Annotated in this window: 21 protein-coding genes; 9 read left to right on the top strand and 12 right to left on the bottom strand. The window is 54.4% G+C overall.

The features are described 5' to 3' along the window. Positions 1–21: 21 nt before the first annotated feature. Positions 22–1,032 carry a DNA-binding transcriptional regulator AscG gene (gene ascG, locus FC814_RS15475; protein WP_170967950.1) on the bottom strand — a complete coding sequence of 337 codons (1,011 nt, stop codon included), beginning with the start codon at positions 1,030–1,032 and terminating at the stop codon, positions 22–24. 259 nt (positions 1,033–1,291) lie between these two features. Between ascG and ascF the strand changes: the two genes are divergently transcribed. After that, positions 1,292–2,749 (top strand): PTS cellobiose/arbutin/salicin transporter subunit IIBC, encoded by a 1,458-nt coding sequence (gene ascF / locus FC814_RS15470; RefSeq protein WP_137326158.1) that lies wholly within the window; start codon positions 1,292–1,294, stop codon positions 2,747–2,749. 8 nt (positions 2,750–2,757) lie between these two features. After that, on the top strand, positions 2,758–4,182 hold the full coding sequence (gene ascB, locus FC814_RS15465) for a 6-phospho-beta-glucosidase AscB (protein ID WP_137326157.1): 1,425 nt from the start codon (positions 2,758–2,760) through the stop codon (positions 4,180–4,182). 157 nt (positions 4,183–4,339) lie between these two features. Here ascB and hycI read toward each other — a convergent pair whose 3' ends face one another. From hycI to hycA, 9 genes are all read right to left on the bottom strand, one after another. Continuing rightward, positions 4,340–4,810 (bottom strand): hydrogenase maturation peptidase HycI, encoded by a 471-nt coding sequence (hycI, locus tag FC814_RS15460; RefSeq protein ID WP_137326156.1) that lies wholly within the window; start codon positions 4,808–4,810, stop codon positions 4,340–4,342. Then, the gene (hycH, locus tag FC814_RS15455) at positions 4,803–5,213 is read right to left on the bottom strand and encodes a formate hydrogenlyase assembly protein HycH (RefSeq protein ID WP_001291922.1); all 411 of its coding nucleotides are present in this window, start codon (positions 5,211–5,213) and stop codon (positions 4,803–4,805) included. Before hycH ends, hycI begins: the two co-directional genes overlap by 8 nt. Next, a complete protein-coding gene (hycG, locus tag FC814_RS15450; RefSeq protein ID WP_000067387.1) occupies positions 5,210–5,977 on the bottom strand; it encodes a formate hydrogenlyase subunit HycG in 768 nt (255 codons plus the stop codon). The genes hycH and hycG overlap by 4 nt, the downstream gene beginning before the upstream one ends. Further along, positions 5,977–6,519 carry a formate hydrogenlyase subunit HycF gene (hycF, locus tag FC814_RS15445; protein WP_000493804.1) on the bottom strand — a complete coding sequence of 181 codons (543 nt, stop codon included), beginning with the start codon at positions 6,517–6,519 and terminating at the stop codon, positions 5,977–5,979. Before hycF ends, hycG begins: the two co-directional genes overlap by 1 nt. A gap of 9 nt (positions 6,520–6,528) precedes the next feature. Further along, the gene (gene hycE, locus FC814_RS15440) at positions 6,529–8,238 is read right to left on the bottom strand and encodes a formate hydrogenlyase subunit HycE (RefSeq protein WP_137326155.1); all 1,710 of its coding nucleotides are present in this window, start codon (positions 8,236–8,238) and stop codon (positions 6,529–6,531) included. A gap of 17 nt (positions 8,239–8,255) precedes the next feature. After that, positions 8,256–9,179, bottom strand: coding sequence for a formate hydrogenlyase subunit HycD (hycD, locus tag FC814_RS15435; RefSeq protein WP_137326154.1), 924 nt, complete (start codon positions 9,177–9,179; stop codon positions 8,256–8,258). A gap of 2 nt (positions 9,180–9,181) precedes the next feature. Beyond that, positions 9,182–11,008 carry a formate hydrogenlyase subunit 3 gene (gene hycC / locus FC814_RS15430; protein WP_137326153.1) on the bottom strand — a complete coding sequence of 609 codons (1,827 nt, stop codon included), beginning with the start codon at positions 11,006–11,008 and terminating at the stop codon, positions 9,182–9,184. Further along, positions 11,005–11,616: a formate hydrogenlyase subunit HycB gene (gene hycB, locus FC814_RS15425; protein ID WP_001079186.1), complete on the bottom strand. Its 612-nt coding sequence runs from the start codon at positions 11,614–11,616 to the stop codon at positions 11,005–11,007. Before hycB ends, hycC begins: the two co-directional genes overlap by 4 nt. 124 nt (positions 11,617–11,740) lie before the next feature. Further along, entirely contained in the window at positions 11,741–12,202 is a 462-nt protein-coding gene (hycA, locus tag FC814_RS15420; protein WP_000158052.1) for a formate hydrogenlyase regulator HycA, read from the bottom strand. Positions 12,203–12,414: 212 nt separating this feature from the next. On the opposite strand from hycA, the gene hypA reads away from it, so the two are divergent. The 6 genes from hypA to flhA all read left to right on the top strand — a co-directional run bounded on the left by hypA (position 12,415) and on the right by flhA (position 18,184). After that, complete coding sequence (gene hypA, locus FC814_RS15415; protein ID WP_137326152.1) at positions 12,415–12,765, top strand: hydrogenase maturation nickel metallochaperone HypA; 351 nt, start codon at positions 12,415–12,417, stop codon at positions 12,763–12,765. A 3-nt stretch (positions 12,766–12,768) separates the two neighbouring features. After that, a complete protein-coding gene (gene hypB, locus FC814_RS15410; protein WP_000337678.1) occupies positions 12,769–13,641 on the top strand; it encodes a hydrogenase nickel incorporation protein HypB in 873 nt (290 codons plus the stop codon). Further along, positions 13,632–13,904, top strand: coding sequence for a hydrogenase 3 maturation protein HypC (gene hypC / locus FC814_RS15405; RefSeq protein WP_000334881.1), 273 nt, complete (start codon positions 13,632–13,634; stop codon positions 13,902–13,904). Before hypB ends, hypC begins: the two co-directional genes overlap by 10 nt. Further along, on the top strand, positions 13,904–15,025 hold the full coding sequence (hypD, locus tag FC814_RS15400) for a hydrogenase formation protein HypD (protein WP_001212986.1): 1,122 nt from the start codon (positions 13,904–13,906) through the stop codon (positions 15,023–15,025). Before hypC ends, hypD begins: the two co-directional genes overlap by 1 nt. Continuing rightward, positions 15,022–16,032, top strand: coding sequence for a hydrogenase maturation carbamoyl dehydratase HypE (hypE, locus tag FC814_RS15395; protein WP_001059917.1), 1,011 nt, complete (start codon positions 15,022–15,024; stop codon positions 16,030–16,032). The genes hypD and hypE overlap by 4 nt, the downstream gene beginning before the upstream one ends. A 73-nt stretch (positions 16,033–16,105) precedes the next feature. Beyond that, positions 16,106–18,184 (top strand): formate hydrogenlyase transcriptional activator FlhA, encoded by a 2,079-nt coding sequence (flhA, locus tag FC814_RS15390; protein ID WP_137326151.1) that lies wholly within the window; start codon positions 16,106–16,108, stop codon positions 18,182–18,184. A 38-nt stretch (positions 18,185–18,222) separates the two neighbouring features. Here flhA and FC814_RS15385 read toward each other — a convergent pair whose 3' ends face one another. Beyond that, complete coding sequence (locus FC814_RS15385) at positions 18,223–18,576, bottom strand: nitrous oxide-stimulated promoter family protein (RefSeq protein ID WP_000015504.1); 354 nt, start codon at positions 18,574–18,576, stop codon at positions 18,223–18,225. 285 nt (positions 18,577–18,861) lie between these two features. On the opposite strand from FC814_RS15385, the gene mutS reads away from it, so the two are divergent. After that, on the top strand, positions 18,862–21,423 hold the full coding sequence (mutS, locus tag FC814_RS15380; protein WP_085461080.1) for a DNA mismatch repair protein MutS: 2,562 nt from the start codon (positions 18,862–18,864) through the stop codon (positions 21,421–21,423). 51 nt (positions 21,424–21,474) lie between these two features. Here mutS and FC814_RS23560 read toward each other — a convergent pair. Continuing rightward, positions 21,475–21,535 (bottom strand): IS1 family transposase (locus FC814_RS23560; RefSeq protein ID WP_071528444.1); only part of this gene is annotated, 61 nt, incomplete at its 5' end.

The following is a 21,535-nucleotide window of genomic DNA, read 5'->3' as shown; positions in this document are numbered from 1 at the left end:
GATGACATGTGATGACAGTATTTATTGCGAAAGAGCAATGAGTGAGTCGCGGCGGATCAGTTTTCCGCTGAAGGTTTTCGGCGGTGAGAAATCCCCGCCATCGAGCATAAAAATCAGCCGTCCAATAATTTCCTGAATCATCTCAGTCACCGGAATTTTTACGCTGGAGAGCGCCGGAACGATATAGGGGGCAATGGCGATATCATCGAATCCGATAACTGACACCTGCTCTGGCACCGCTACGCCGCGCTCGTGTAACGCTTTCATCGCACCTATCGCCATATCGTCGTTACTGGCAACTAACGCGCTAAATTTAGCCCCACGTTCGAGCAACGTTTCTACCCCTTCGGCCCCGCTGGCGGGCGTCCATTTACCGTTAGCGATAAGTTTTTCATTGAGCGCAATACTATGCTGTGCCAGCGCGTCTTTATACCCGGCAAGACGTTCAATGCTGGTGGGAGAATCCATCGAGCCGGTAAGGAAAGCAATCTCCTGATGTCCGGCGTTTATCAACTCTGCCACGGCGTTAAAGCTGGTCTGTTTATGATCGCACCAGACGCTATGGCTGCTATTTTTGCGCAGGCGGCGATTAAGCACCATTATCGGCTGACTGTGTGCGTCAATGATGTCATCAATCTCATCCACGCTTAAAAAACGCGGGTAAATCATAATGGCGTCGCAGCGCAAATCCAGCAGATACTGAATCGCCTGGCGCTCTTCTTCGGCGCTATGTTTACCATCTGCCAATAGCAACTGTCGCCCTTTCTCTTCCGCCATTCGCGCGGCATGAAACAGTAATTCACTAAAATAAATGCCGTGGTAAAGCGTGTTGGTCACGACCAGCCCCAGCGTCTGAGTACTCTTCGCCGACAGATTGCGCGCCAGCAAGTTTGGACGGTAACCGCTCTCTTCTACCGCCTGAAACACGCGATCTTTCGTCTCCTGGCTGACGTAGCCATTACCTGAAAGCACGCGGGAAACGGTCGCCTTTGAAACCCCGGCGCGCTTCGCCACTTCCAGCATCGTCGTCATCATTTTCATCCCTTTACACGCAATCAACGCAGTGTACTGCACCGTTTGCCGATTGTCCTTGCGCAATCGGCGGGAAAAATATTCAGGTGACCGGTTTCACAAATATAAAAAATGAACAATTAACTCTCTTGCTTATTCAGTGACAACTATTCATGATTTTGTGAAACCGGTTTCCTGATTCCGTTTCAGCATCGGCATTTTTCCGTCACGTCGACTGATAACAACTACATCTACCCTACTGATAACAGGATAAAATCCGATGGCCAAAAATTATGCGGCGCTGGCACGCTCGGTGATAGCGGCACTGGGCGGCGTTGATAACATCTCGGCAGTCACGCACTGTATGACGCGTTTGCGCTTTGTTATCAAAGATGACCAGCTTATCGACAGTCCGACGTTGAAAACCATCTCCGGCGTGCTCGGCGTGGTACGTAGTGACAACCAGTGTCAGGTGATTATCGGCAATACCGTTTCACAAGCCTTTCAGGAAGTCGTCAGCCTGCTGCCGGGAGATATGCAACCCGCCCTGCCCGTGGGTAAACCCAAACTCACGCTACGTCGCATTGGTGCAGGGATCCTTGATGCGCTGATCGGCACTATGTCACCGCTGATCCCGGCGATTATCGGCGGATCGATGGTCAAACTGCTGGCGATGATCCTCGAAATGAGCGGCGTGCTGACAAAAGGATCGCCGACCTTAACCATTCTGAATGTGATTGGTGACGGTGCTTTCTTCTTCCTGCCGCTAATGGTCGCGGCATCTGCCGCCATCAAATTTAAAACCAATATGTCGCTGGCGATTGCCATCGCGGGTGTGCTGGTACATCCGAGTTTTATTGAGCTGATGGCGAAAGCGGCCCAGGGTGAACATGTCGAATTTGCCCTGATTCCGGTCACCGCGGTGAAATACACCTACACGGTGATCCCGGCGCTGGTGATGACCTGGTGCCTGTCATATATCGAACGCTGGGTGGACAGCATTACCCCGGCGGTGACGAAAAACTTCCTCAAGCCAATGCTGATTGTGTTGATTGCCGCACCGCTGGCAATTCTGCTGATTGGCCCGATTGGTATCTGGATCGGTAGCGCCATTTCGGCGCTGGTTTACACCATTCATGGTTATCTGGGCTGGCTTTCAGTCGCCATTATGGGCGCGCTGTGGCCTCTGCTGGTAATGACCGGGATGCACCGCGTCTTTACACCAACCATCATTCAGACCATTGCCGAAACCGGAAAAGAAGGGATGGTCATGCCGTCAGAGATCGGCGCTAACCTGTCGCTGGGCGGTTCATCACTGGCGGTGGCGTGGAAAACGAAAAACCCGGAACTGCGCCAAACGGCGCTGGCTGCGGCGGCATCAGCCATTATGGCGGGGATTTCCGAACCGGCGTTATACGGCGTAGCGATCCGCCTGAAACGTCCGCTTATCGCCAGTCTTATCAGTGGTTTTATTTGCGGCGCGGTTGCCGGTATGGCGGGACTTGCCAGCCACTCAATGGCAGCGCCGGGGCTATTTACCAGCGTGCAATTCTTCGATCCGGCGAATCCAATGAGCATCGTCTGGGTGTTCGCGGTCATGGCACTGGCAATCGTGCTGTCGTTTATCCTCACACTGTTGCTCGGCTTTGAGGATATTCCTGTTGAGGAAGCGGCTGCCGAGGCGCGAAAGCATCAGAGCGCACAACCGACCGTCGCCAAAGAAGTAAGTCTTAATTGAGGATGAAAATGTCAGTATTTCCAGAAAGTTTTTTATGGGGCGGCGCGCTTGCCGCCAACCAGTCTGAAGGTGCGTACCGTGAAGGCGGCAAAGGGCTGACCACGGTCGATATGATCCCACACGGCGAGCATCGAATGGCGGTGAAACTGGGACTGGAAAAACGTTTTCAGTTGCGCGATGACGAGTTTTATCCCAGCCATGAGGCGACGGATTTTTATCATCGTTATAAAGAAGATATCGCCCTGATGGCAGAGATGGGATTCAAAGTGTTCCGTACCTCAATTGCCTGGAGCCGCCTCTTCCCGCAGGGCGATGGACTGACGCCCAACCAGCAGGGCATTGCCTTTTACCGCGCGGTATTTGAAGAGTGTAAAAAGTACGGTATCGAACCGCTGGTCACGTTGTGCCACTTCGATGTGCCGATGCATCTGGTCACCGAATATGGCTCCTGGCGTAACCGCAAGCTGGTGGAGTTTTTCAGCCGCTACGCCAGAACCTGCTTTGAAGCATTTGATGGTCTGGTGAAATACTGGCTAACCTTCAATGAAATCAACATTATGTTGCATAGCCCGTTCTCCGGCGCGGGTCTGGTGTTTGAAGAAGGGGAAAATCAGGATCAGGTGAAATATCAGGCTGCGCATCACCAGCTGGTTGCCAGTGCGTTAGCCACCAAAATCGCCCATGAGGTTAACCCGCAAAATCAGGTGGGCTGTATGCTGGCTGGCGGTAACTTCTACCCTTACAGCTGCAAGCCGGAAGATGTCTGGGCGGCGCTGGAGAAAGACCGGGAAAACCTGTTTTTTATCGATGTGCAGGCGCGGGGCGCGTATCCGGCTTACTCTGCCCGCGTATTCCGCGAAAAAGGGGTAACCATCAACAAAGCACCGGGCGATGATGAAATCCTGAAAAACACCGTCGATTTTGTCTCTTTCAGCTATTACGCCTCGCGCTGCGCCTCGGCGGAGATGAACGCCAACAACAGCAGTGCGGCGAACGTGGTGAAATCGCTGCGTAACCCGTATCTGCAAGTGAGCGACTGGGGCTGGGGAATTGATCCACTCGGTCTGCGTATCACCATGAATATGATGTACGACCGTTATCAGAAGCCGCTGTTTCTGGTGGAAAACGGCCTGGGCGCAAAAGATGAATTTGCTGCCAATGGTGAGATTAACGACGACTATCGCATCAGCTATTTACGCGAACATATCCGCGCAATGGGCGAAGCGATTGCAGACGGCATTCCGCTGATGGGCTACACCACCTGGGGCTGTATTGATTTGGTTTCCGCCTCAACGGGTGAAATGAGCAAACGCTACGGTTTTGTCTACGTAGACCGTGACGACGCAGGCAACGGTACGCTGGCGCGCACGCGTAAGAAATCATTCTGGTGGTATAAAAAAGTGATTGCCAGTAATGGTGAGGATTTAGAGTAGGTAACCGTGCCGGATGCGGCGTAAACGCCTTATCCGGCCTACATGTCGCACGAACCAGGTAGGCCCGATAAGCGCAGCGCATCGGGCAATCTGGCGTTTGCTATCAGTTCTGATTCCCTCATCAAGAACATCCCTGTCCTGATTCCTTACTGAAAAACTACTCTTCTTCCACCGCTAACTGCGCGAATCCGCCATTCCCTTCCCAGCCTTCCAGTCGTTGATAAACGGTTTCTACCGCATCTTTAATCGGCTGGGTCATCGGGTAGTAAAAGCCGACGATATCCGGCTGGATGCCGAGGAAAATCACTTTGCCAATATCTTCTTTCAACTGGTCGATAAGGTAGTTCAACGGCATGTTATGGGTAGTCATCATAAACATCTCGGCGATATCATCCGGATCGATGATGCGGATCTCGCCGGGGTTTAGCCCCATATCCGTGGCGTCGACAATCAGCAGTCGTGTCGGGCGCAGTTCGCGAATAGCGACAATGTCGTTTTCCGGTGCGCTACCGCCGTCAATCACCACCCAGTTACCTTTCGGCGCGGCGGCGCACTTTTCCGCCAGCAGCGGGCCTGCGCCATCATCGCCCATCATGCTATTACCAACACAGAGTAAAACGTCAGTCACGCAGTCTCCTCACCATCAAATAGATGGCGTTTTCCTGATGAATATCATGCAGCATACTTAACAGCATTGTACTCCATTCCTTCTGCTGCGAAGTTTGCGTTGCCCGGGCTTTATCGAATGCGTTGGCCAGCATCGGCACATGGTTAATGTCGATGACGATTTCACCATATTTCGGCACGCCTTCCATTTTGCGGCGGGCTTCGCTGCCCGCCTCCAGAGTGGCAATCCATGCCAGATATTCATCCCACGGGCAGGTGAGCGCCGCTTCCAGACAATCGATAACCCCAAGGTGGTGACCAATCGCCAGGCTGTAATAGACCACCTGCTGCGCCTCGGCGGGCGTGGCATCGTTCTCATCAATAAATTTACGGCTCAGTTGACTGAACACCACCTTTTCACTCATCGGATACGCGCCTCTTCAACAACATGATTCAGATGGCTGACAATCTCGTTCAGACGCGGATCGTTTTCCGCTTCCAGCCAGCGTGCAACCTGCTCTTCACCCTGCCCTAATTGTGTAAGGAAGTCATCGGCAATCTGGCGACCATAACGGTAACCCGCCAGGCGACGCGCTTCGCGATCCACTTTCACGCGCAGCGGCTGCACCATATCCGGATGCAGAATCTCTGCCGGTTGCTCATCCAGTTCGCCTGGCTCACGGGCGTGGATTTTCTGCTCCAGCAGGCCGAGCGCCATTGCAAAGCCGTACAGCGTGGCGGCAGGCGTTGGCGGGCAACCAGGGATGTAAACATCCACCGGGACGATTTTATCCGTACCGCCCCACACGCAGTAGAGATCGTGGAAAATGCCACCGCTGTTACCGCAGGCACCGTAAGAGATACAGATTTTAGGGTCCGGCGCGGACTGCCACGCACGTAGCGCAGGGGATCGCATTGCACGGGTGACCGCGCCGGTAAACAGTAAAATATCCGCATGACGCGGGGACGGAACAACTTTAATACCGAAGCGTTCTGCATCGAACAGCGGCGAAAGCGTGGCGAAAATTTCAATTTCGCAGCCGTTGCAGCCACCGCAGTCCACGCGGTAAACGTAGGCAGAACGTTTGATTTTTTTCAGTAACGACGCCTTCATGCTGGCGATGGATTCATCCACCGTCATCGGAACCGGAATGCCGTTGGCGTCACGGGGGCCTAATAAATTGCTCATCAGATGGCCTCTTTCATATGGCGAGTCAGTTCAATACGGTCGGACGGCACCAGGCATTTCTGGCGCTTACATTCCGGGCAAGTCTCAAAGCTTTCGCGGTGGTTTTCCGCGCGGCTGTCACCATTGTGCTTAAGCAGCGCAATGGCGTAGTCGATCTCTTTCTGTACGGCGAAAGGACGATTGCAGACGCGGCAGTTGCACAGCGCGAAGCGGGACTGTTGCAGGAAGTCTTCTTTCTTCCACACCGCCAGTTCGTACTCTTGCGACAGTTTGATCGCCGCCGTCGGGCAGACTTCTTCGCAGCGTCCACAGAAGATGCAGCGCCCAAGATTGAACTGCCACGCCAGCTCACCGGTGGTGAGGTCGGTTTCAACCGTTAAGGCATTTGACGGGCAGGCATTGACGCAGGCCGCGCAGCCGATGCACTGCTGCGGGTTCTGCTCTGGCTTACCACGGAAGTTTTTATCAACCGCAATCGGCTCCAGCGGATAAGACGAGGTCGCCGTGCCGGTTTTGATGACTTTTTTGATAAAGGTAAACATGGCGATTCCTTATTTCAGCGGCGAGTTTTTACGCTCAATGCTGTAACGCTCGAGTTCTTTGTACGGCACCACTTTGCTCTTCTTCTTACGCACATCGACCACGGTCATGCGGTCGGTACAGGAGTAGCAAGGGTCGAGGCTACCGATAATCAGCGGCGCATCAGAAACGGTGTTGCCGCGCAACATGTAGCGCAGGGTCGGCCAGTTCGCGTAGGTCGCGGCACGACAGCGCCAGCGGTACAGCTTCTGGTTATCGCCGGTCATGCTCCAGTGGATATCATCGCCGCGCGGCGCTTCGGCAAAGCCCAGCGCAAAACGGTGTGGAATGTAGGTGAATCCTTCCACCGCCAGCGGGCCGCCTGGCAGATTGTCCAGGCCGTAGTCGATCATATTGAGCGAGGTAAAAACTTCGTTGATACGCACTTTCAGACGCGAAATAACGTCGCAGCCCTGCTCGCTGTGAACTTCCATCGGCAGCAGGCCATAACCGACAAACGGGTGATCAGCACGGGTATCACGAGCGTGGCCGCTGGCGCGCACCATCGGGCCAACGTTACTGAAATCGCGGGCGATTTCCGGATCCAGACGACCAACGCCGACGGTGCGCTGTTCCATATTTGGCGTACTCAGCAGCACATCCACCAGCTCCTGTACTTCACGACGCATTTGCTGCGCCAGTTGACGGGTCTGGATCATGTCATCTTTCAGCAGATCGCGACGAATCCCGCCGATCAGGTTCAGACCGTAAGTTTTACGCGCCCCGGTGAGGATCTCCGCCATTTTCATGGAAGATTCACGCACGCGGAAGAACTGCATAAAGCCGGAGTCAAAGCCGGTAAAGTGACAGGCGAGGCCGAGGTTGAGCAGATGCGAGTGCAGGCGTTCCACCTCCAGCAGAATGGCGCGGATCATCTGCGCGCGTTCTGGCACCTGAATACCCATCGCGTTTTCCACCGACGTGGTGTAGGCGGTGCTGTGGGCAAAGCCGCAGATCCCGCAAACACGATCCGACAGGAAGGTCACTTCGTTGTAACCCATACGGGTTTCCGCCAGTTTTTCCATGCCGCGATGGACGTAGAACAGGCGGTAGTCGGCGTCGATAATGTTTTCGCCGTCAACGAACAGGCGGAAGTGACCCGGTTCATCGGAGGTAACGTGCAGTGGGCCAATCGGCACCACGTTGTTTTTCTTATCACCCAGTTCGTTGATGAACTCGTAGGTTTCTGCATCGGTGGTTGGTGCCGGACGTTGACGATAATCCATGCTGTCTTTACGCAGCGGGTAGAGTTCATCCGGCCAGTCATCCGGCAGCACCAGACGGCGTTCATCCGGCAGACCAACCGGAATCAAACCGTACATATCGCGCACTTCACGCTCGCCCCAGACCGCCGCCGGAACGCGCGGCGTCACGGACGGATATTCCGGTTTGTTGGCGTCAACTTCGACGCGCACGGTTATCCAGCACTTCGTGCCCTTCTCCATCGACAGCACATAGTAAACGGCATAATGACCATTCAGTTTGCGTTCATCGTTACCAAACAGTACCGACAGCCAGCCCCCCTGTTTGTAGTAGAGGAACTCCACCACTTCCGGCAGATAGTTCACCTTTACGGTCACGGTCAGCTGATCTTTGGTCTGCCAGGCGTGATCCAGCACGACGCCCGGAAATGCCTCATTCAGCGCGGCGAGATAATGTTGACCTAATTTTTCTTCAGACATTCTCATACTCTCTTTAATCACGCCGCCAGCAAGGAGACGAACGCTAAAAATGCAAAGCCAAACCCAGCCCAGGTAATGCGCGGAGTAATATCAAGACGCAGACGGGCCATGCTGTTTTCGAACAGCGCGATAACCAGGACACCGACCACCAGTTTGACGATGGCAATCACCAGCGCCAGCAGCAGCCCGCCAGCGGTGAAGGTTTCCATTTGTCCCCACGGAATAAACACCCCGACGAACATCTGCAACACCACCAGCTGTTTCAGGCTGATACCCCATTTCATGACGCCAAAGCCGCTGCCGCTGTATTCAGAGAGCGGCCCTTCCTGCAACTCCTGCTCGGCTTCCGCAAGGTCGAACGGCAGTTTGCCCATTTCGATAAAGGTGGCGAATGCGCAGGCACAGAGTGCCAGCACCAGCGGGATGCTCTGGCTCAGAGGCCAGTGGTAAACGGTGTCGGTGATGTTGCTGATGTTGGTGGAACCGGCAACCTGTGCGGCAACCCACAGACCAAGCAGCAGCATCGGTTCGACCAGCACGCCAAGCATCGCTTCACGGCTCGCGCCGATAGCGGTAAACGGGCTACCGGTATCCAGACCGGAAATGGCAAAGAAGAAACGCGCGATGGCAAAGAGATACAGTAAGGTGATCAAATCGCCCAGTTGCGGCAGCGGAGAACCGACGGTCACCACCGGCAGCGCGGTAGCGATAGTCAGCATGACGCCCACCATCACGTATGGCGTCAGGCGGAACACCCAGCCGGAGGCATCCGGGCCAACACTCTGACGCCCCAGCAGTTTGATAATGTCGCGATACTCCTGCAACACGCCCGGCCCGCGACGGTTATGCAAGCGTGCGCGCGCCACGCGGGTTATACCGGAGAGCAGCGGCGCAACGGTAAATAACACCAGCGCCTGAATTAACGGATATAAAACACTCATTCTCAGGCTCCTCGTGAAACAATAATCACCACCAGCACCGCCAGTTCAACCAGCGCCATCCGGCGGAACAGCAACGCACTCCCCTCGCTCTGCCAGCCCGGCACCAGCGACACTGGATTCAGCACTTTGCGCAGTTTCAGCACCGGCGCAAACGCCTGTTTCACCGGCATGGCAAAACCATGAGCAGTAATCACCATTGATTTTTCATGGTCGTAGCCGCACACCCATGCCGCGCCACGGGAACGCGACGGCAGGCGGTCGCCTTTGCAAATCGCCATAATGATGAATGGCAGCAGCGGGCAGGCAATCAGCAGCAACGTGATCATTGGTTGAGAAACGGTGGTGTTAGCAGGCTCCAGCGGCAGAGGTACAGCAGCAGAGAGCATCGGCAGTAGCCACGGCGCAGCAACACCGCCAATTACGCAGCAAATCGCCAGTGCCACTACGCTGACGCTCATCAGGAGCGGCGCACAGGTGGCGTTTTCGGCTTCTTTTGTACGTGGCGCACCGAGGAACGTGACGCCATAGACTTTCGCCATACACATCACCGCCAGCGCACCGGTAATTGCCAGCCCCACGGCGAGCAGCGGCCCCAGCAGACGGGCAACGAACATTCCGCTATTGCTCAGTTTGAAGAAGGATTGATAGATAACCCATTCACCGGCAAACCCGTTCAACGGCGGCAGCGCAGCCATTGCCATCAGCCCGACTAACATGGCGATGGAGATAACCGGCATTTTCTTGCCAATGCCGCCGAGTTTTTCGATATCGCGATGACCAGTACGGAACCAGACGCTACCCGCCCCAAGGAACAGTACGCTTTTGAACAGGCTATGATTAAGCAGATGGTACAGGCCACCGACCAGGCCAAGAGCAATCAGCGCCGGTTGTTCGAGCGCGATACCCGTTACGCCAGCCCCCAGCCCCAGCAGGATGATGCCGATATTTTCCAGTGTGTGGTAAGCCAGCAGACGCTGGATGTTGTGCTCCATCAGCGCATACAAACCACCGACGAACGCGGTGATCATGCCGAGCACCAGCAGCGCAATTCCCCACCACAGCGGCGCGTTACCGCCCAGCAGAGACAGGGTTAAAATGCCCAGCAGGCCGATTTTCATTACCACCGTGGAAAACAGCGCGGCAGCAGGCGCAGAAGCGTTAGCATGAGCCTGCGGCACCCAGCCGTGCAGCGGGATAATCCCGGCCAGCAGGCCAAAGCCAATCACGCCGAGCAGCCAGATATCGGAACCGAGCGGCAGCTGTTGCACGCGCATATCCAGCAGGCGCAGATCCAGCGTGCCGTAACGTTGCCAGACCAGCCAGCAGGCAATCGCCAGCAGCAGAGTGCCAAGACGCCCCAGCGCAAACCACAGTTTGCCCTCTTTGCTGTTGCTGGTGAGAAACACCGCGCACAGAGCCATGATTTCGGCCATTACCACGAACATGCCCAGGTTGCTGGCAATGACGGCGCACACGGCGGCAACCATCAGCATATTGATCTGCAAACCGTTGCATTTCACCTGCGCGTGGCGATGCCAGTCAATGTTGTAGAGGCTGACAAACAGGCCGCACAGGCCGAGGGTTATCAACCAAATCGCGTTAAGCGGAGAGATTTGCACATCGTAGCTTACCAGTGACAGCGTACCGCTCACGCCGACCGCCCCCGTCAGCACGGTGAAACCTGCTGCTGCTGTGTACACGCTACCAACCGCGCCGCCAATCCCGGCTATCCAGCCACTCAGCGCCTTATGAAAAGAAAAGAGAAATGCCAGAACAGCGGCGGCAACAAACCACGCCACGCCGCTGTTGATCAGGGAAATTGCGCTCATTTAGCCTCTCCACTTTGAGCCTGCTGAAACAAGGTGAGATCGCCAAAGTCCGTATTAAAAGTCAGCTCACGCTTACGTTTGCTGACGCGGGCGATATCGGTGTTATCCACCAGATGCAGGGCTTTGGTTGGGCACATCCGCACGCAAGCTGGACCTTGTTCATCAAAGCTACAAAGATCACATTTGACGGCGATCGCGCGAATGCCCGGCACCCAGTCAAGCAATGTGCTGACACGCGCCGGAGCAGGCGGTGCCGGTGGCGCTTTCGGGGTATTGGCATTTGCCGGAATATCCAGCGGACGGCTGCCGGAAAATTCAATTGCGCCAAACGGGCAGGCGATGCCGCAAAGTTTGCAGCTTACGCACAGACTTTCATTCAACTGCACGGCACCATCAACGCGGGTGATGGCATTAACCGGGCAGACCACCGCACAGGGCGCATCTTCACAGTGGTGACAGAGCTGCGGTGCAGATTCTTTTTCATTTAGCATCACTCGCAGGCGCGGCATGGATTGCAGGCCGTGCTGGCGATGCGTCTCTGAGCAGGCGGCCTCACAGGTGTGGCAGCCGATACAGAGCGTGGAGTCAGCAATTACAAAACGATTCACCAGGCATTCCTCAGGTGATTGTCATTTTTGACGAAAACATGCCGATGAAATGTCATTTTCGACACTCATCGACACGCCCATCCCCAAACAGGCATGACGCCTGCAAAACGGGCAAAGCCTCAGCTCATGCTGCCGAGCTTTGTCCCTCTACCAGTTGGCTTAAATTCACCGGGGTATTGTTTTCAATGGCGGTGTATAAGCTGTCGTAAACGCCGGCGATTTTTTCGAGATAGTGTTCCAGCACTTGTTCGCGATTACGGATGTTGACCTTGCCATCAATCATGCCGTCACTGCTCAACTGAGCCAGTGCAATCCGCTGTTTGTCTTCGCCATCTTTCGTTTCGACGTAATACTCGATGGTATGGCTGTTAAAGCCATCCGCCAGGGTGACGTAAATGCGAAAATGTTCAAAAAGAACGAAACAGAGTTCTTTATCTGGCGCGCAGCTCATCGCGTGATGCAAACGCGCTTTTGATAACGTGATCCCCTGAACCAGCGAATTGCAATAGATATGCCACTGGTCCTGTAGGCGACGATGCCGCTGTGCGATGTAATCGGCTTTCTCGCTTATTTCCCAAATAGTCATTGTCAGGTTACCCGTTTAACAGAGATGCCTGCCCTTAAGCATTTTTTGTGCCAATTTTTAATTCATTGTTATTTAGGTGATTTTTATGATTCCGCTGAATTTCGACGCCGTGTCGACGTGTCATTTCGACATCATCGACATTATTCACCGCAGGGATAGTCAACACTGGCACAATTATTGCTTATAGCTGGCAATAGTTAATGGGAGGCGATATGCACGAAATAACCCTCTGCCAACGGGCACTGGAATTGATTGAACAACAGGCCGCAAAGCACGGTGCAAAACGCGTAACTGGGGTCTGGCTCAAAATTGGCGCATTTTCTTGTGTCGAAACCAGCTCTCTTGCCTTTTGTTTTGATCTGGTTTGCCGTGGCAGCGTGGCGGAAGGTTGTAAACTGCACCTCGAAGAACAAGAGGCCGAATGCTGGTGTGAAACATGCCAACAGTATGTGACGCTACTGACCCAGCGCGTCCGCCGCTGCCCACAGTGTCATGGCGACACGCTGCGCATTGTGGCAGACGACGGTTTACAGATTCGGCGGATAGAAATAGACCAGGAGTGAGCGATGTGTACAACATGCGGTTGCGGTGAAGGCAACCTGTATATCGAGGGTGATGAACATAACCCTCATTCCGCGTTTCGTAGCGCGCCTTTTGCCCCGGCTGCACGCCCGAAGATGAAAATAACCGGCATTAAAGCGCCTGAATTTACCCCCAGCCAGACCGAAGAGGGCGACCTGCATTACGGTCATGGCGAAGCAGGCACACACGCGCCGGGCATGAGCCAGCGCCGGATGCTGGAAGTCGAAATTGACGTGCTGGACAAAAATAATCGCCTGGCTGAACGTAACCGCGCGCGTTTTGCTGCCCGTAATCAACTGGTGCTCAACCTGGTATCCAGCCCCGGTTCCGGTAAAACCACGCTGCTGACGGAAACCTTAATGCGCCTGAAAGACAGCGTTCCGTGCGCGGTGATTGAAGGCGACCAGCAAACCGTGAACGATGCCGCACGTATTCGCGCTACCGGCACGCCAGCGATTCAGGTGAACACCGGTAAAGGTTGCCATCTTGACGCACAGATGATCGCCGACGCCGCGCCGCGTCTGCCACTGGACGATAACGGTATTCTGTTTATCGAAAACGTTGGCAACCTGGTGTGCCCGGCCAGCTTCGATCTGGGTGAAAAACATAAAGTTGCGGTGCTTTCCGTTACCGAAGGCGAAGACAAACCGCTGAAATATCCGCATATGTTTGCCGCCGCCTCGCTGATGCTGCTCAACAAAGTTGACCTGCTGCCGTATCTCAATTTCGACGTTGAGAAATGCATCGCCTGCGCCCGCGAAGTCAATCCAGAAATTGAAATCATCCTCATTTCCGCCACCAGCGGCGAAGGGATGGACCAGTGGCTGAACTGGCTGGAGACACAGCGATGTGCATAGGCGTTCCCGGCCAGATTCGCACCATTGACGGCAACCAGGCGAAAGTCGACGTCTGCGGCATTCAGCGCGATGTCGATTTAACGTTAGTCGGCAGCTGCGATGAAAACGGTCAGCCGCGCGTGGGCCAGTGGGTACTGGTTCACGTTGGCTTTGCCATGAGCGTAATTAATGAAGCCGAAGCGCGCGACACCCTCGACGCATTACAAAATATGTTTGACGTTGAGCCGGATGTTGGCGCGCTGTTGTATGGCGAGGAAAAATAATGCGTTTTGTTGATGAATATCGCGCGCCGGAACAGGTGATGCAGTTAATTGAGCATCTGCGCGAACGTGCTTCACATCTCTCTTACACTGCCGAACGCCCTCTGCGCATTATGGAAGTGTGTGGCGGTCATACCCACGCCATTTTTAAATTCGGCCTCGACCAGTTACTGCCGGAAAACGTTGAGTTTATCCACGGTCCGGGTTGCCCGGTGTGCGTACTGCCAATGGGTAGAATCGACACCTGCGTGGAGATTGCCAGCCATCCGGAAGTCATCTTCTGTACCTTTGGCGATGCCATGCGCGTACCAGGGAAACAGGGTTCGCTGTTGCAGGCAAAAGCACGCGGTGCCGATGTGCGCATCGTTTACTCGCCAATGGATGCGTTGAAACTGGCGCAGGAGAATCCAACCCGTAAAGTGGTATTCTTCGGCTTAGGTTTTGAAACCACCATGCCGACGACGGCCATCACTCTGCAACAGGCGAAAGCCCGCGATGTGCAGAATTTTTACTTCTTCTGCCAGCACATTACGCTTATCCCGACGCTGCGCAGTTTGCTGGAACAGCCAGATAACGGTATCGACGCGTTTCTTGCGCCCGGTCACGTTAGTATGGTTATCGGCACTGATGCCTATAATTTTATCGCCAGCGATTTTAATCGTCCGCTGGTGGTCGCTGGTTTCGAACCCCTTGATCTACTACAAGGCGTGGTGATGCTGGTAGAGCAGAAAATAGCGGCCCACAGCAAAGTAGAGAATCAGTACCGTAGGGTGGTGCCTGACGCAGGTAACCTGCTGGCGCAACAGGCGATAGCCGACGTGTTCTGTGTTAACGGCGATAGCGAATGGCGTGGCCTTGGGGTGATCGAATCTTCTGGCGTGCATCTGACGCCGGATTATCAGCGATTTGACGCTGAAGCGCATTTCCGCCCGGCACCGCAGCAGGTTTGCGATGATCCACGCGCGCGCTGTGGCGAAGTATTGACGGGCAAATGTAAGCCGCATCAATGCCCGCTGTTTGGTAACACCTGTAATCCTCAAACCGCATTCGGCGCGCTGATGGTCTCCTCTGAAGGAGCGTGCGCCGCGTGGTATCAGTATCGTCAGCAGGAGAGTGAAGCGTGAATAATATCCAACTCGCCCACGGCAGCGGCGGCCAGGCGATGCAGCAATTAATCAACAGCCTGTTTATGGAAGCCTTTGCGAATCCGTGGCTGGCAGAGCAGGAAGATCAGGCGCGTCTTGACCTGGCACAACTGGTGGCGGAAGGCGACCGTCTGGCCTTTTCCACCGACAGTTACGTCATTGACCCGCTGTTCTTTCCTGGTGGCAATATTGGCAAGCTGGCGATTTGCGGCACGGCGAATGACGTGGCGGTCAGCGGCGCAATTCCACGCTATCTCTCCTGTGGATTTATCCTTGAAGAAGGATTGCCGATGGAGACGCTGAAAGCCGTGGTCACCAGCATGGCTGAAACTGCCCGTGCGGCTGGCATTGCTATTGTCACCGGCGATACCAAAGTGGTGCAGCGTGGGGCGGCAGATAAACTGTTTATCAACACCGCAGGCATGGGCGCGATCCCGGCAAATATTCACTGGGGTGCACAAACCCTGACCGCCGGCGATGTATTGCTGGTTAGCGGTACGCTCGGCGACCACGGTGCGACTATCCTTAACTTGCGCGAACAACTGGGGCTGGATGGCGAACTGGTCAGCGACTGCGCGGTGCTGACGCCGCTGATTCAGACGCTGCGAGACATTCCCGGCGTGAAGGCGCTGCGCGATGCCACCCGTGGTGGGGTGAATGCGGTGGTTCATGAGTTTGCGGCAGCCTGCGGTTGCGGCATTGAACTTTCAGAAGCTGCGCTACCGGTTAAACCTGCCGTGCGCGGCGTTTGTGAGCTGCTGGGGCTGGACGCCCTCAACTTTGCCAACGAAGGTAAGCTGGTGATTGCCGTAGAGCGTAACGCGGCTGAGCAAGTGTTGGCGGCGCTGCATTCCCATCCACTAGGACAGGATGCGGCGTTAATTGGCGAAGTGGTGGAACGTAAAGGTGTTCGTCTCGCAGGGCTTTATGGCGTGAAACGAACTCTCGATCTACCTCACGCCGAACCGCTGCCTCGTATATGCTAATAAAAACCTAAAGCTCCTATAATTTGTCATTTACCTTTTGCACCGCTTAGCGGTGCTTTCCTGGAAGAACAACATGTCGTATACACCGATGAGTGATCTCGGGCAACAAGGGTTGTTCGACATCACTCGGACACTATTGCAGCAGCCCGATCTGGCCTCGCTGTGTGAGGCTCTTTCGCAACTGGTAAAGCGTTCTGCGCTCGCCGACAACGCGGCGATTGTGTTGTGGCAAGCGCAGACTCAACGTGCGACTTATTACGCGTCGCGTGACAAAGAACCCCCTATAAAATACGAAGACGAAACCGTTCTGGCACATGGGCCGGTGCGCAGCATTTTGTCACGTCCTGATACGCTGCATTGCAGCTACGAAGAATTTTGTGAAACCTGGCCACAACTGGCCACAAGCGGGCTATACCCTAAATTTGGTCACTATTGCCTGATGCCACAGGCAGCGGAAGGACATATTTTTGGCGGCTGTGAATTTATTCGTTATGACGATCGCCCGTGGAGCGAAAAAGAGTTCAATCGCCTGCAAACCTTTACGCAGATTGTTTCTGTTGTCACCGAGCAAATTCAGAGTCGCATCATCAACAATGTCGACTACGAACTGTTATGTCGGGAACGGGATAACTTCCGCATTCTGGTTGCCATCACCAATGCGGTACTCTCCCGCCTGGATATGGACGAACTGGTCAGCGAAGTGGCGAAAGAGATCCACTACTACTTCGACATCGACGATATCAGCATCGTCTTACGCAGCCACCGCAAAAACAAACTCAACGTTTACTCCACTCACTATCTCGATAAACAGCATCCCACTCACGAACAGAGTGAAGTTGATGAGGCCGGAACCCTCACCGAGCGCGTATTTAAAAGCAAAGAGATGCTGCTGATTAATCTCCACGAGCGGGATGATTTAGCCCCCTACGAACGCATGTTGTTCGATACCTGGGGTAACCAGATCCAGACGCTGTGCCTGCTGCCGTTGATGTCTGGCAATACCATGCTGGGCGTGCTGAAACTGGCACAGTGCGAAGAGAAAACATTTACCACCACCAACCTGAGTTTGCTGCGCCAGATTGCCGAACGAGTGGCAATCGCCGTGGATAATGCCCTCGCCTACCAGGAAATCCACCGTCTGAAAGAGCGGTTGGTTGATGAAAACCTAGCCCTGACTGAACAACTCAACAATGTAGATAGTGAATTTGGCGAGATTATTGGTCGCAGCGAAGCCATGTACAGCGTGCTTAAACAAGTTGAAATGGTGGCGCAAAGCGACAGTACCGTTCTGATCCTCGGTGAAACTGGCACGGGTAAAGAGCTGATTGCCCGCGCAATCCATAATCTCAGTGGGCGTAATAATCGTCGCATGGTGAAAATGAACTGCGCCGCCATGCCTGCCGGATTACTGGAAAGCGATCTGTTTGGTCATGAACGTGGTGCCTTTACCGGTGCCAGCGCCCAGCGCATCGGTCGTTTTGAACTGGCGGATAAAAGCTCTCTGTTCCTCGATGAAGTGGGCGATATGCCACTGGAGTTACAGCCAAAGTTGCTGCGCGTATTGCAGGAGCAGGAGTTTGAACGCCTCGGCAGCAACAAAATCATTCAGACAGACGTGCGTTTAATCGCCGCAACTAATCGCGATCTGAAAAAAATGGTCGCCGACCGCGAGTTCCGTAGCGATCTCTATTACCGCCTGAACGTCTTCCCGATCCACCTGCCGCCGTTACGCGAGCGCCCGGAAGATATTCCGCTGCTGGCGAAAGCCTTTACCTTCAAAATTGCCCGCCGACTGGGGCGCAATATCGACAGCATTCCTGCCGAGACACTGCGCATATTGAGCAACATGGAATGGCCGGGTAACGTGCGCGAACTGGAAAATGTTATTGAGCGTGCGGTACTGCTGACTCGCGGTAATGTTCTACAACTCTCTTTACCCGATATCTCACTGCCAGAACCCGAAACGCCGCCTGCTGCAACGGTCGTCGCTCAGGAAGGCGAAGATGAATATCAACTGATTGTTCGCGTATTAAAAGAGACGAACGGCGTAGTCGCGGGTCCGAAAGGCGCTGCGCAACGTCTGGGGTTAAAACGCACGACCCTGCTGTCACGGATGAAGCGGCTGGGAATTGATAAAGCGGCGTTGGTTTAATCGTCTGGAGTGCCGGACAGGAAGATCTATCCGGCACGCTATTCACGTGGTTTCTTCGGGCGATATTTTTCCGGCAATTCCGGCACCGGACGCTTATCATCAATCAGATGACGCACGGTTAAGATCGGATGACGCCACAGCATTCGCGGCCCCGCCCAACGCATAATCTGTTTCATCTCCTCACGCTTTGCTGGCTGATAACAGTGAACCGGACACTGCTTACAGGCTGGTTTCTCTTCGCCGAACACACATTTATCCAGCCGCTTTTGCGCGTAAGCAAACAGCGCATCGTAATGCCCCGGCTCCGCTGACGCCTGCGGGCATTGCGCTTGATAAAGATCGATCATTCTTTTAATCGTCAGTTTTTCACGAGAGATACGCTTACCGGACATGCTGCCTCCACACTCTTAAGGTGCATTTATATTACAACTTAAATGTAAAGGGGACTATGGCTCTGAAGGAGAAGGTTTCTTCAACCAGACAATGTTGCGCCCCTTTTCCACAGCCAACAAGCAAACGCTGCAAAGCAGCATTTTTCCCGGAACCGACATCAAGAACTCACCTTTCGTGTCTTCCCCTGAAATGATTAACTCCGGTATCATGTGCGCCTTATGTGATTACAACGAAAATAAAAACCATCACACTACATTTAACATCAGGGAACCGGATCTAACTCCATGAGTGTAATAGAAAATTTCGACGCCCATACGCCGATGATGCAGCAGTACCTCAAGCTGAAAGCCCAGCATCCTGAGATCCTGCTGTTCTACCGGATGGGTGACTTTTACGAGCTGTTTTATGACGACGCAAAACGAGCATCGCAGCTGCTGGATATTTCACTGACTAAACGCGGCGCATCTGCGGGCGAGCCGATCCCGATGGCGGGTATTCCCTACCATGCAGTGGAAAACTATCTCGCCAAACTGGTGAATCAAGGTGAGTCGGTTGCGATTTGTGAACAAATCGGCGATCCGGCTACCAGCAAAGGGCCGGTTGAGCGCAAAGTTGTCCGTATCGTCACGCCGGGCACGATCAGCGATGAAGCCCTGCTACAGGAGCGTCAGGACAATCTGCTGGCGGCTATCTGGCAGGACAGCAAAGGTTTCGGTTACGCGACGCTGGATATCAGCTCCGGTCGTTTTCGTCTGAGCGAACCTGCTGACCGCGAAACGATGGCAGCAGAGCTGCAACGCACCAATCCGGCTGAACTGTTGTATGCAGAAGATTTCGCCGAGATGTCGCTGATTGAAGGTCGTCGCGGCCTGCGTCGTCGCCCGCTGTGGGAGTTTGAAATCGACACCGCGCGCCAGCAGTTGAACCTGCAATTTGGCACCCGCGATCTGGTCGGTTTTGGCGTCGAGAACGCGCCTCGTGGGCTTTGTGCTGCCGGTTGTCTGTTACAGTATGCGAAAGATACCCAACGCACGACCCTGCCGCATATTCGCTCTATCACTATGGAACGTGAGCAGGACAGCATCATTATGGATGCTGCGACGCGTCGTAACCTGGAAATTACCCAGAATCTGGCGGGCGGCGCGGAAAATACATTGGCTTCCGTGCTCGATTGCACCGTCACGCCGATGGGTAGCCGTATGCTGAAACGCTGGCTGCATATGCCGGTGCGCGACACCCGTGTGTTGCTTGAGCGTCAGCAAACTATTGGCGCATTGCAGGATTTCACCGCCGAGTTACAGCCGGTACTCCGGCAGGTCGGCGATCTGGAGCGTATTCTGGCACGCCTGGCGTTGCGTACCGCTCGCCCGCGCGACCTTGCTCGTATGCGTCATGCCTTCCAGCAACTGCCGGAACTGCGTGCACAGTTAGAAAATGTCGATAGTGCACCAGTACAGGCGCTGCGTGAAAAAATGGGCGAATTTGCCGAACTGCGCGACCTGCTGGAGCGAGCAATCATCGACACGCCACCGGTGCTGGTGCGCGACGGTGGCGTCATCGCTCCAGGCTATAACGAAGAGCTGGATGAGTGGCGTGCGCTGGCTGACGGTGCGACCGATTATCTGGAGCGTCTGGAAATCCGCGAACGTGAACGTACCGGTCTGGACACGCTGAAAGTCGGCTTTAATGCGGTGCACGGCTACTACATTCAAATCAGCCGTGGGCAAAGTCATCTGGCGCCAATTAACTATATGCGCCGCCAGACACTGAAAAACGCCGAACGTTACATTATTCCGGAGCTGAAAGAGTACGAAGACAAGGTGCTGACTTCAAAAGGTAAAGCACTGACGCTGGAAAAACAGCTTTATGAAGAGTTGTTCGACCTGCTACTGCCGCATCTGGAAGCGTTACAACAGAGTGCGAGCGCGCTGGCAGAACTGGACGTGCTGGTAAATCTGGCAGAACGCGCATATACCCTGAACTACACCTGCCCGACCTTTATCGATAAACCCGGCATTCGTATTACCGAAGGTCGCCATCCGGTGGTTGAACAGGTGCTGAATGAGCCGTTTATCGCTAACCCGCTGAACCTGTCACCGCAGCGACGGATGTTGATCATCACCGGTCCGAACATGGGCGGTAAAAGTACCTATATGCGCCAGACCGCGTTGATTGCGCTGATGGCGTATATTGGCAGTTACGTACCGGCACAAAAAGTCGAGATTGGGCCGATCGATCGCATCTTCACCCGTGTTGGCGCAGCGGATGATCTGGCTTCCGGACGTTCAACCTTTATGGTGGAGATGACCGAAACCGCTAATATTCTGCATAACGCCACCGAGTATAGTCTGGTATTGATGGATGAGATTGGGCGCGGAACGTCGACTTACGATGGCCTGTCGCTGGCGTGGGCATGTGCCGAAAATCTGGCGAATAAAATTAAAGCGTTGACGCTGTTTGCTACCCATTACTTCGAGCTGACTCAACTGCCGGAGAAAATGGAAGGCGTCGCCAACGTGCATCTCGATGCGCTGGAGCACGGAGACACTATCGCCTTTATGCACAGCGTACAGGACGGCGCGGCGAGTAAGAGCTACGGTCTGGCGGTTGCTGCGCTGGCAGGTGTACCGAAAGAGGTGATCAAACGTGCGCGACAGAAACTGCGTGAGCTGGAAAGCATTTCGCCGAATGCTGCCGCTACACAGGTAGATGGTACGCAAATGTCACTACTTTCTGTGCCGGAAGAAACCTCGCCAGCGGTCGAAGCACTGGAAAATCTCGATCCAGATTCTCTGACTCCGCGTCAGGCGCTGGAGTGGATTTATCGGTTGAAGAGTCTGGTGTAAAAATAATTCCCGATAGCCTTTTACTATCGGGAATATGGTAATGACTCCAACTTATTGATAGTGTTTTATGTTCAGATAATGCCCGATGACTTTGTCATGCAGCTCCACCGAT

This window comes from Escherichia sp. MR (genome assembly GCF_005280595.1).
GTDB lineage: Bacteria > Pseudomonadota > Gammaproteobacteria > Enterobacterales > Enterobacteriaceae > Escherichia > Escherichia ruysiae.
This window is presented reverse-complemented; position numbering and strand designations above follow the sequence as displayed.

Bases quoted from the DNA above. Each gene is read 5' to 3' on its own strand.
- ascG (WP_170967950.1), bottom strand. From the start codon at position 1,032: ATGACGACGATGCTGGAAGTGGCGAAGCGCGCCGGGGTTTCAAAGGCG.
- ascF (WP_137326158.1), top strand. From the start codon at position 1,292: ATGGCCAAAAATTATGCGGCGCTGGCACGCTCGGTGATAGCGGCACTG.
- ascB (WP_137326157.1), top strand. From the start codon at position 2,758: ATGTCAGTATTTCCAGAAAGTTTTTTATGGGGCGGCGCGCTTGCCGCC.
- hycH (WP_001291922.1), bottom strand. From the start codon at position 5,213: ATGAGTGAAAAGGTGGTGTTCAGTCAACTGAGCCGTAAATTTATTGAT.
- hycG (WP_000067387.1), bottom strand. From the start codon at position 5,977: ATGAGCAATTTATTAGGCCCCCGTGACGCCAACGGCATTCCGGTTCCG.
- hycF (WP_000493804.1), bottom strand. From the start codon at position 6,519: ATGTTTACCTTTATCAAAAAAGTCATCAAAACCGGCACGGCGACCTCG.
- hycE (WP_137326155.1), bottom strand. From the start codon at position 8,238: ATGTCTGAAGAAAAATTAGGTCAACATTATCTCGCCGCGCTGAATGAG.
- hycD (WP_137326154.1), bottom strand. From the start codon at position 9,179: ATGAGTGTTTTATATCCGTTAATTCAGGCGCTGGTGTTATTTACCGTT.
- hycC (WP_137326153.1), bottom strand. From the start codon at position 11,008: ATGAGCGCAATTTCCCTGATCAACAGCGGCGTGGCGTGGTTTGTTGCC.
- hycA (WP_000158052.1), bottom strand. From the start codon at position 12,202: ATGACTATTTGGGAAATAAGCGAGAAAGCCGATTACATCGCACAGCGG.
- hypA (WP_137326152.1), top strand. From the start codon at position 12,415: ATGCACGAAATAACCCTCTGCCAACGGGCACTGGAATTGATTGAACAA.
- hypB (WP_000337678.1), top strand. From the start codon at position 12,769: ATGTGTACAACATGCGGTTGCGGTGAAGGCAACCTGTATATCGAGGGT.
- hypC (WP_000334881.1), top strand. From the start codon at position 13,632: ATGTGCATAGGCGTTCCCGGCCAGATTCGCACCATTGACGGCAACCAG.
- hypD (WP_001212986.1), top strand. From the start codon at position 13,904: ATGCGTTTTGTTGATGAATATCGCGCGCCGGAACAGGTGATGCAGTTA.
- flhA (WP_137326151.1), top strand. From the start codon at position 16,106: ATGTCGTATACACCGATGAGTGATCTCGGGCAACAAGGGTTGTTCGAC.
- FC814_RS15385 (WP_000015504.1), bottom strand. From the start codon at position 18,576: ATGTCCGGTAAGCGTATCTCTCGTGAAAAACTGACGATTAAAAGAATG.
- mutS (WP_085461080.1), top strand. From the start codon at position 18,862: ATGAGTGTAATAGAAAATTTCGACGCCCATACGCCGATGATGCAGCAG.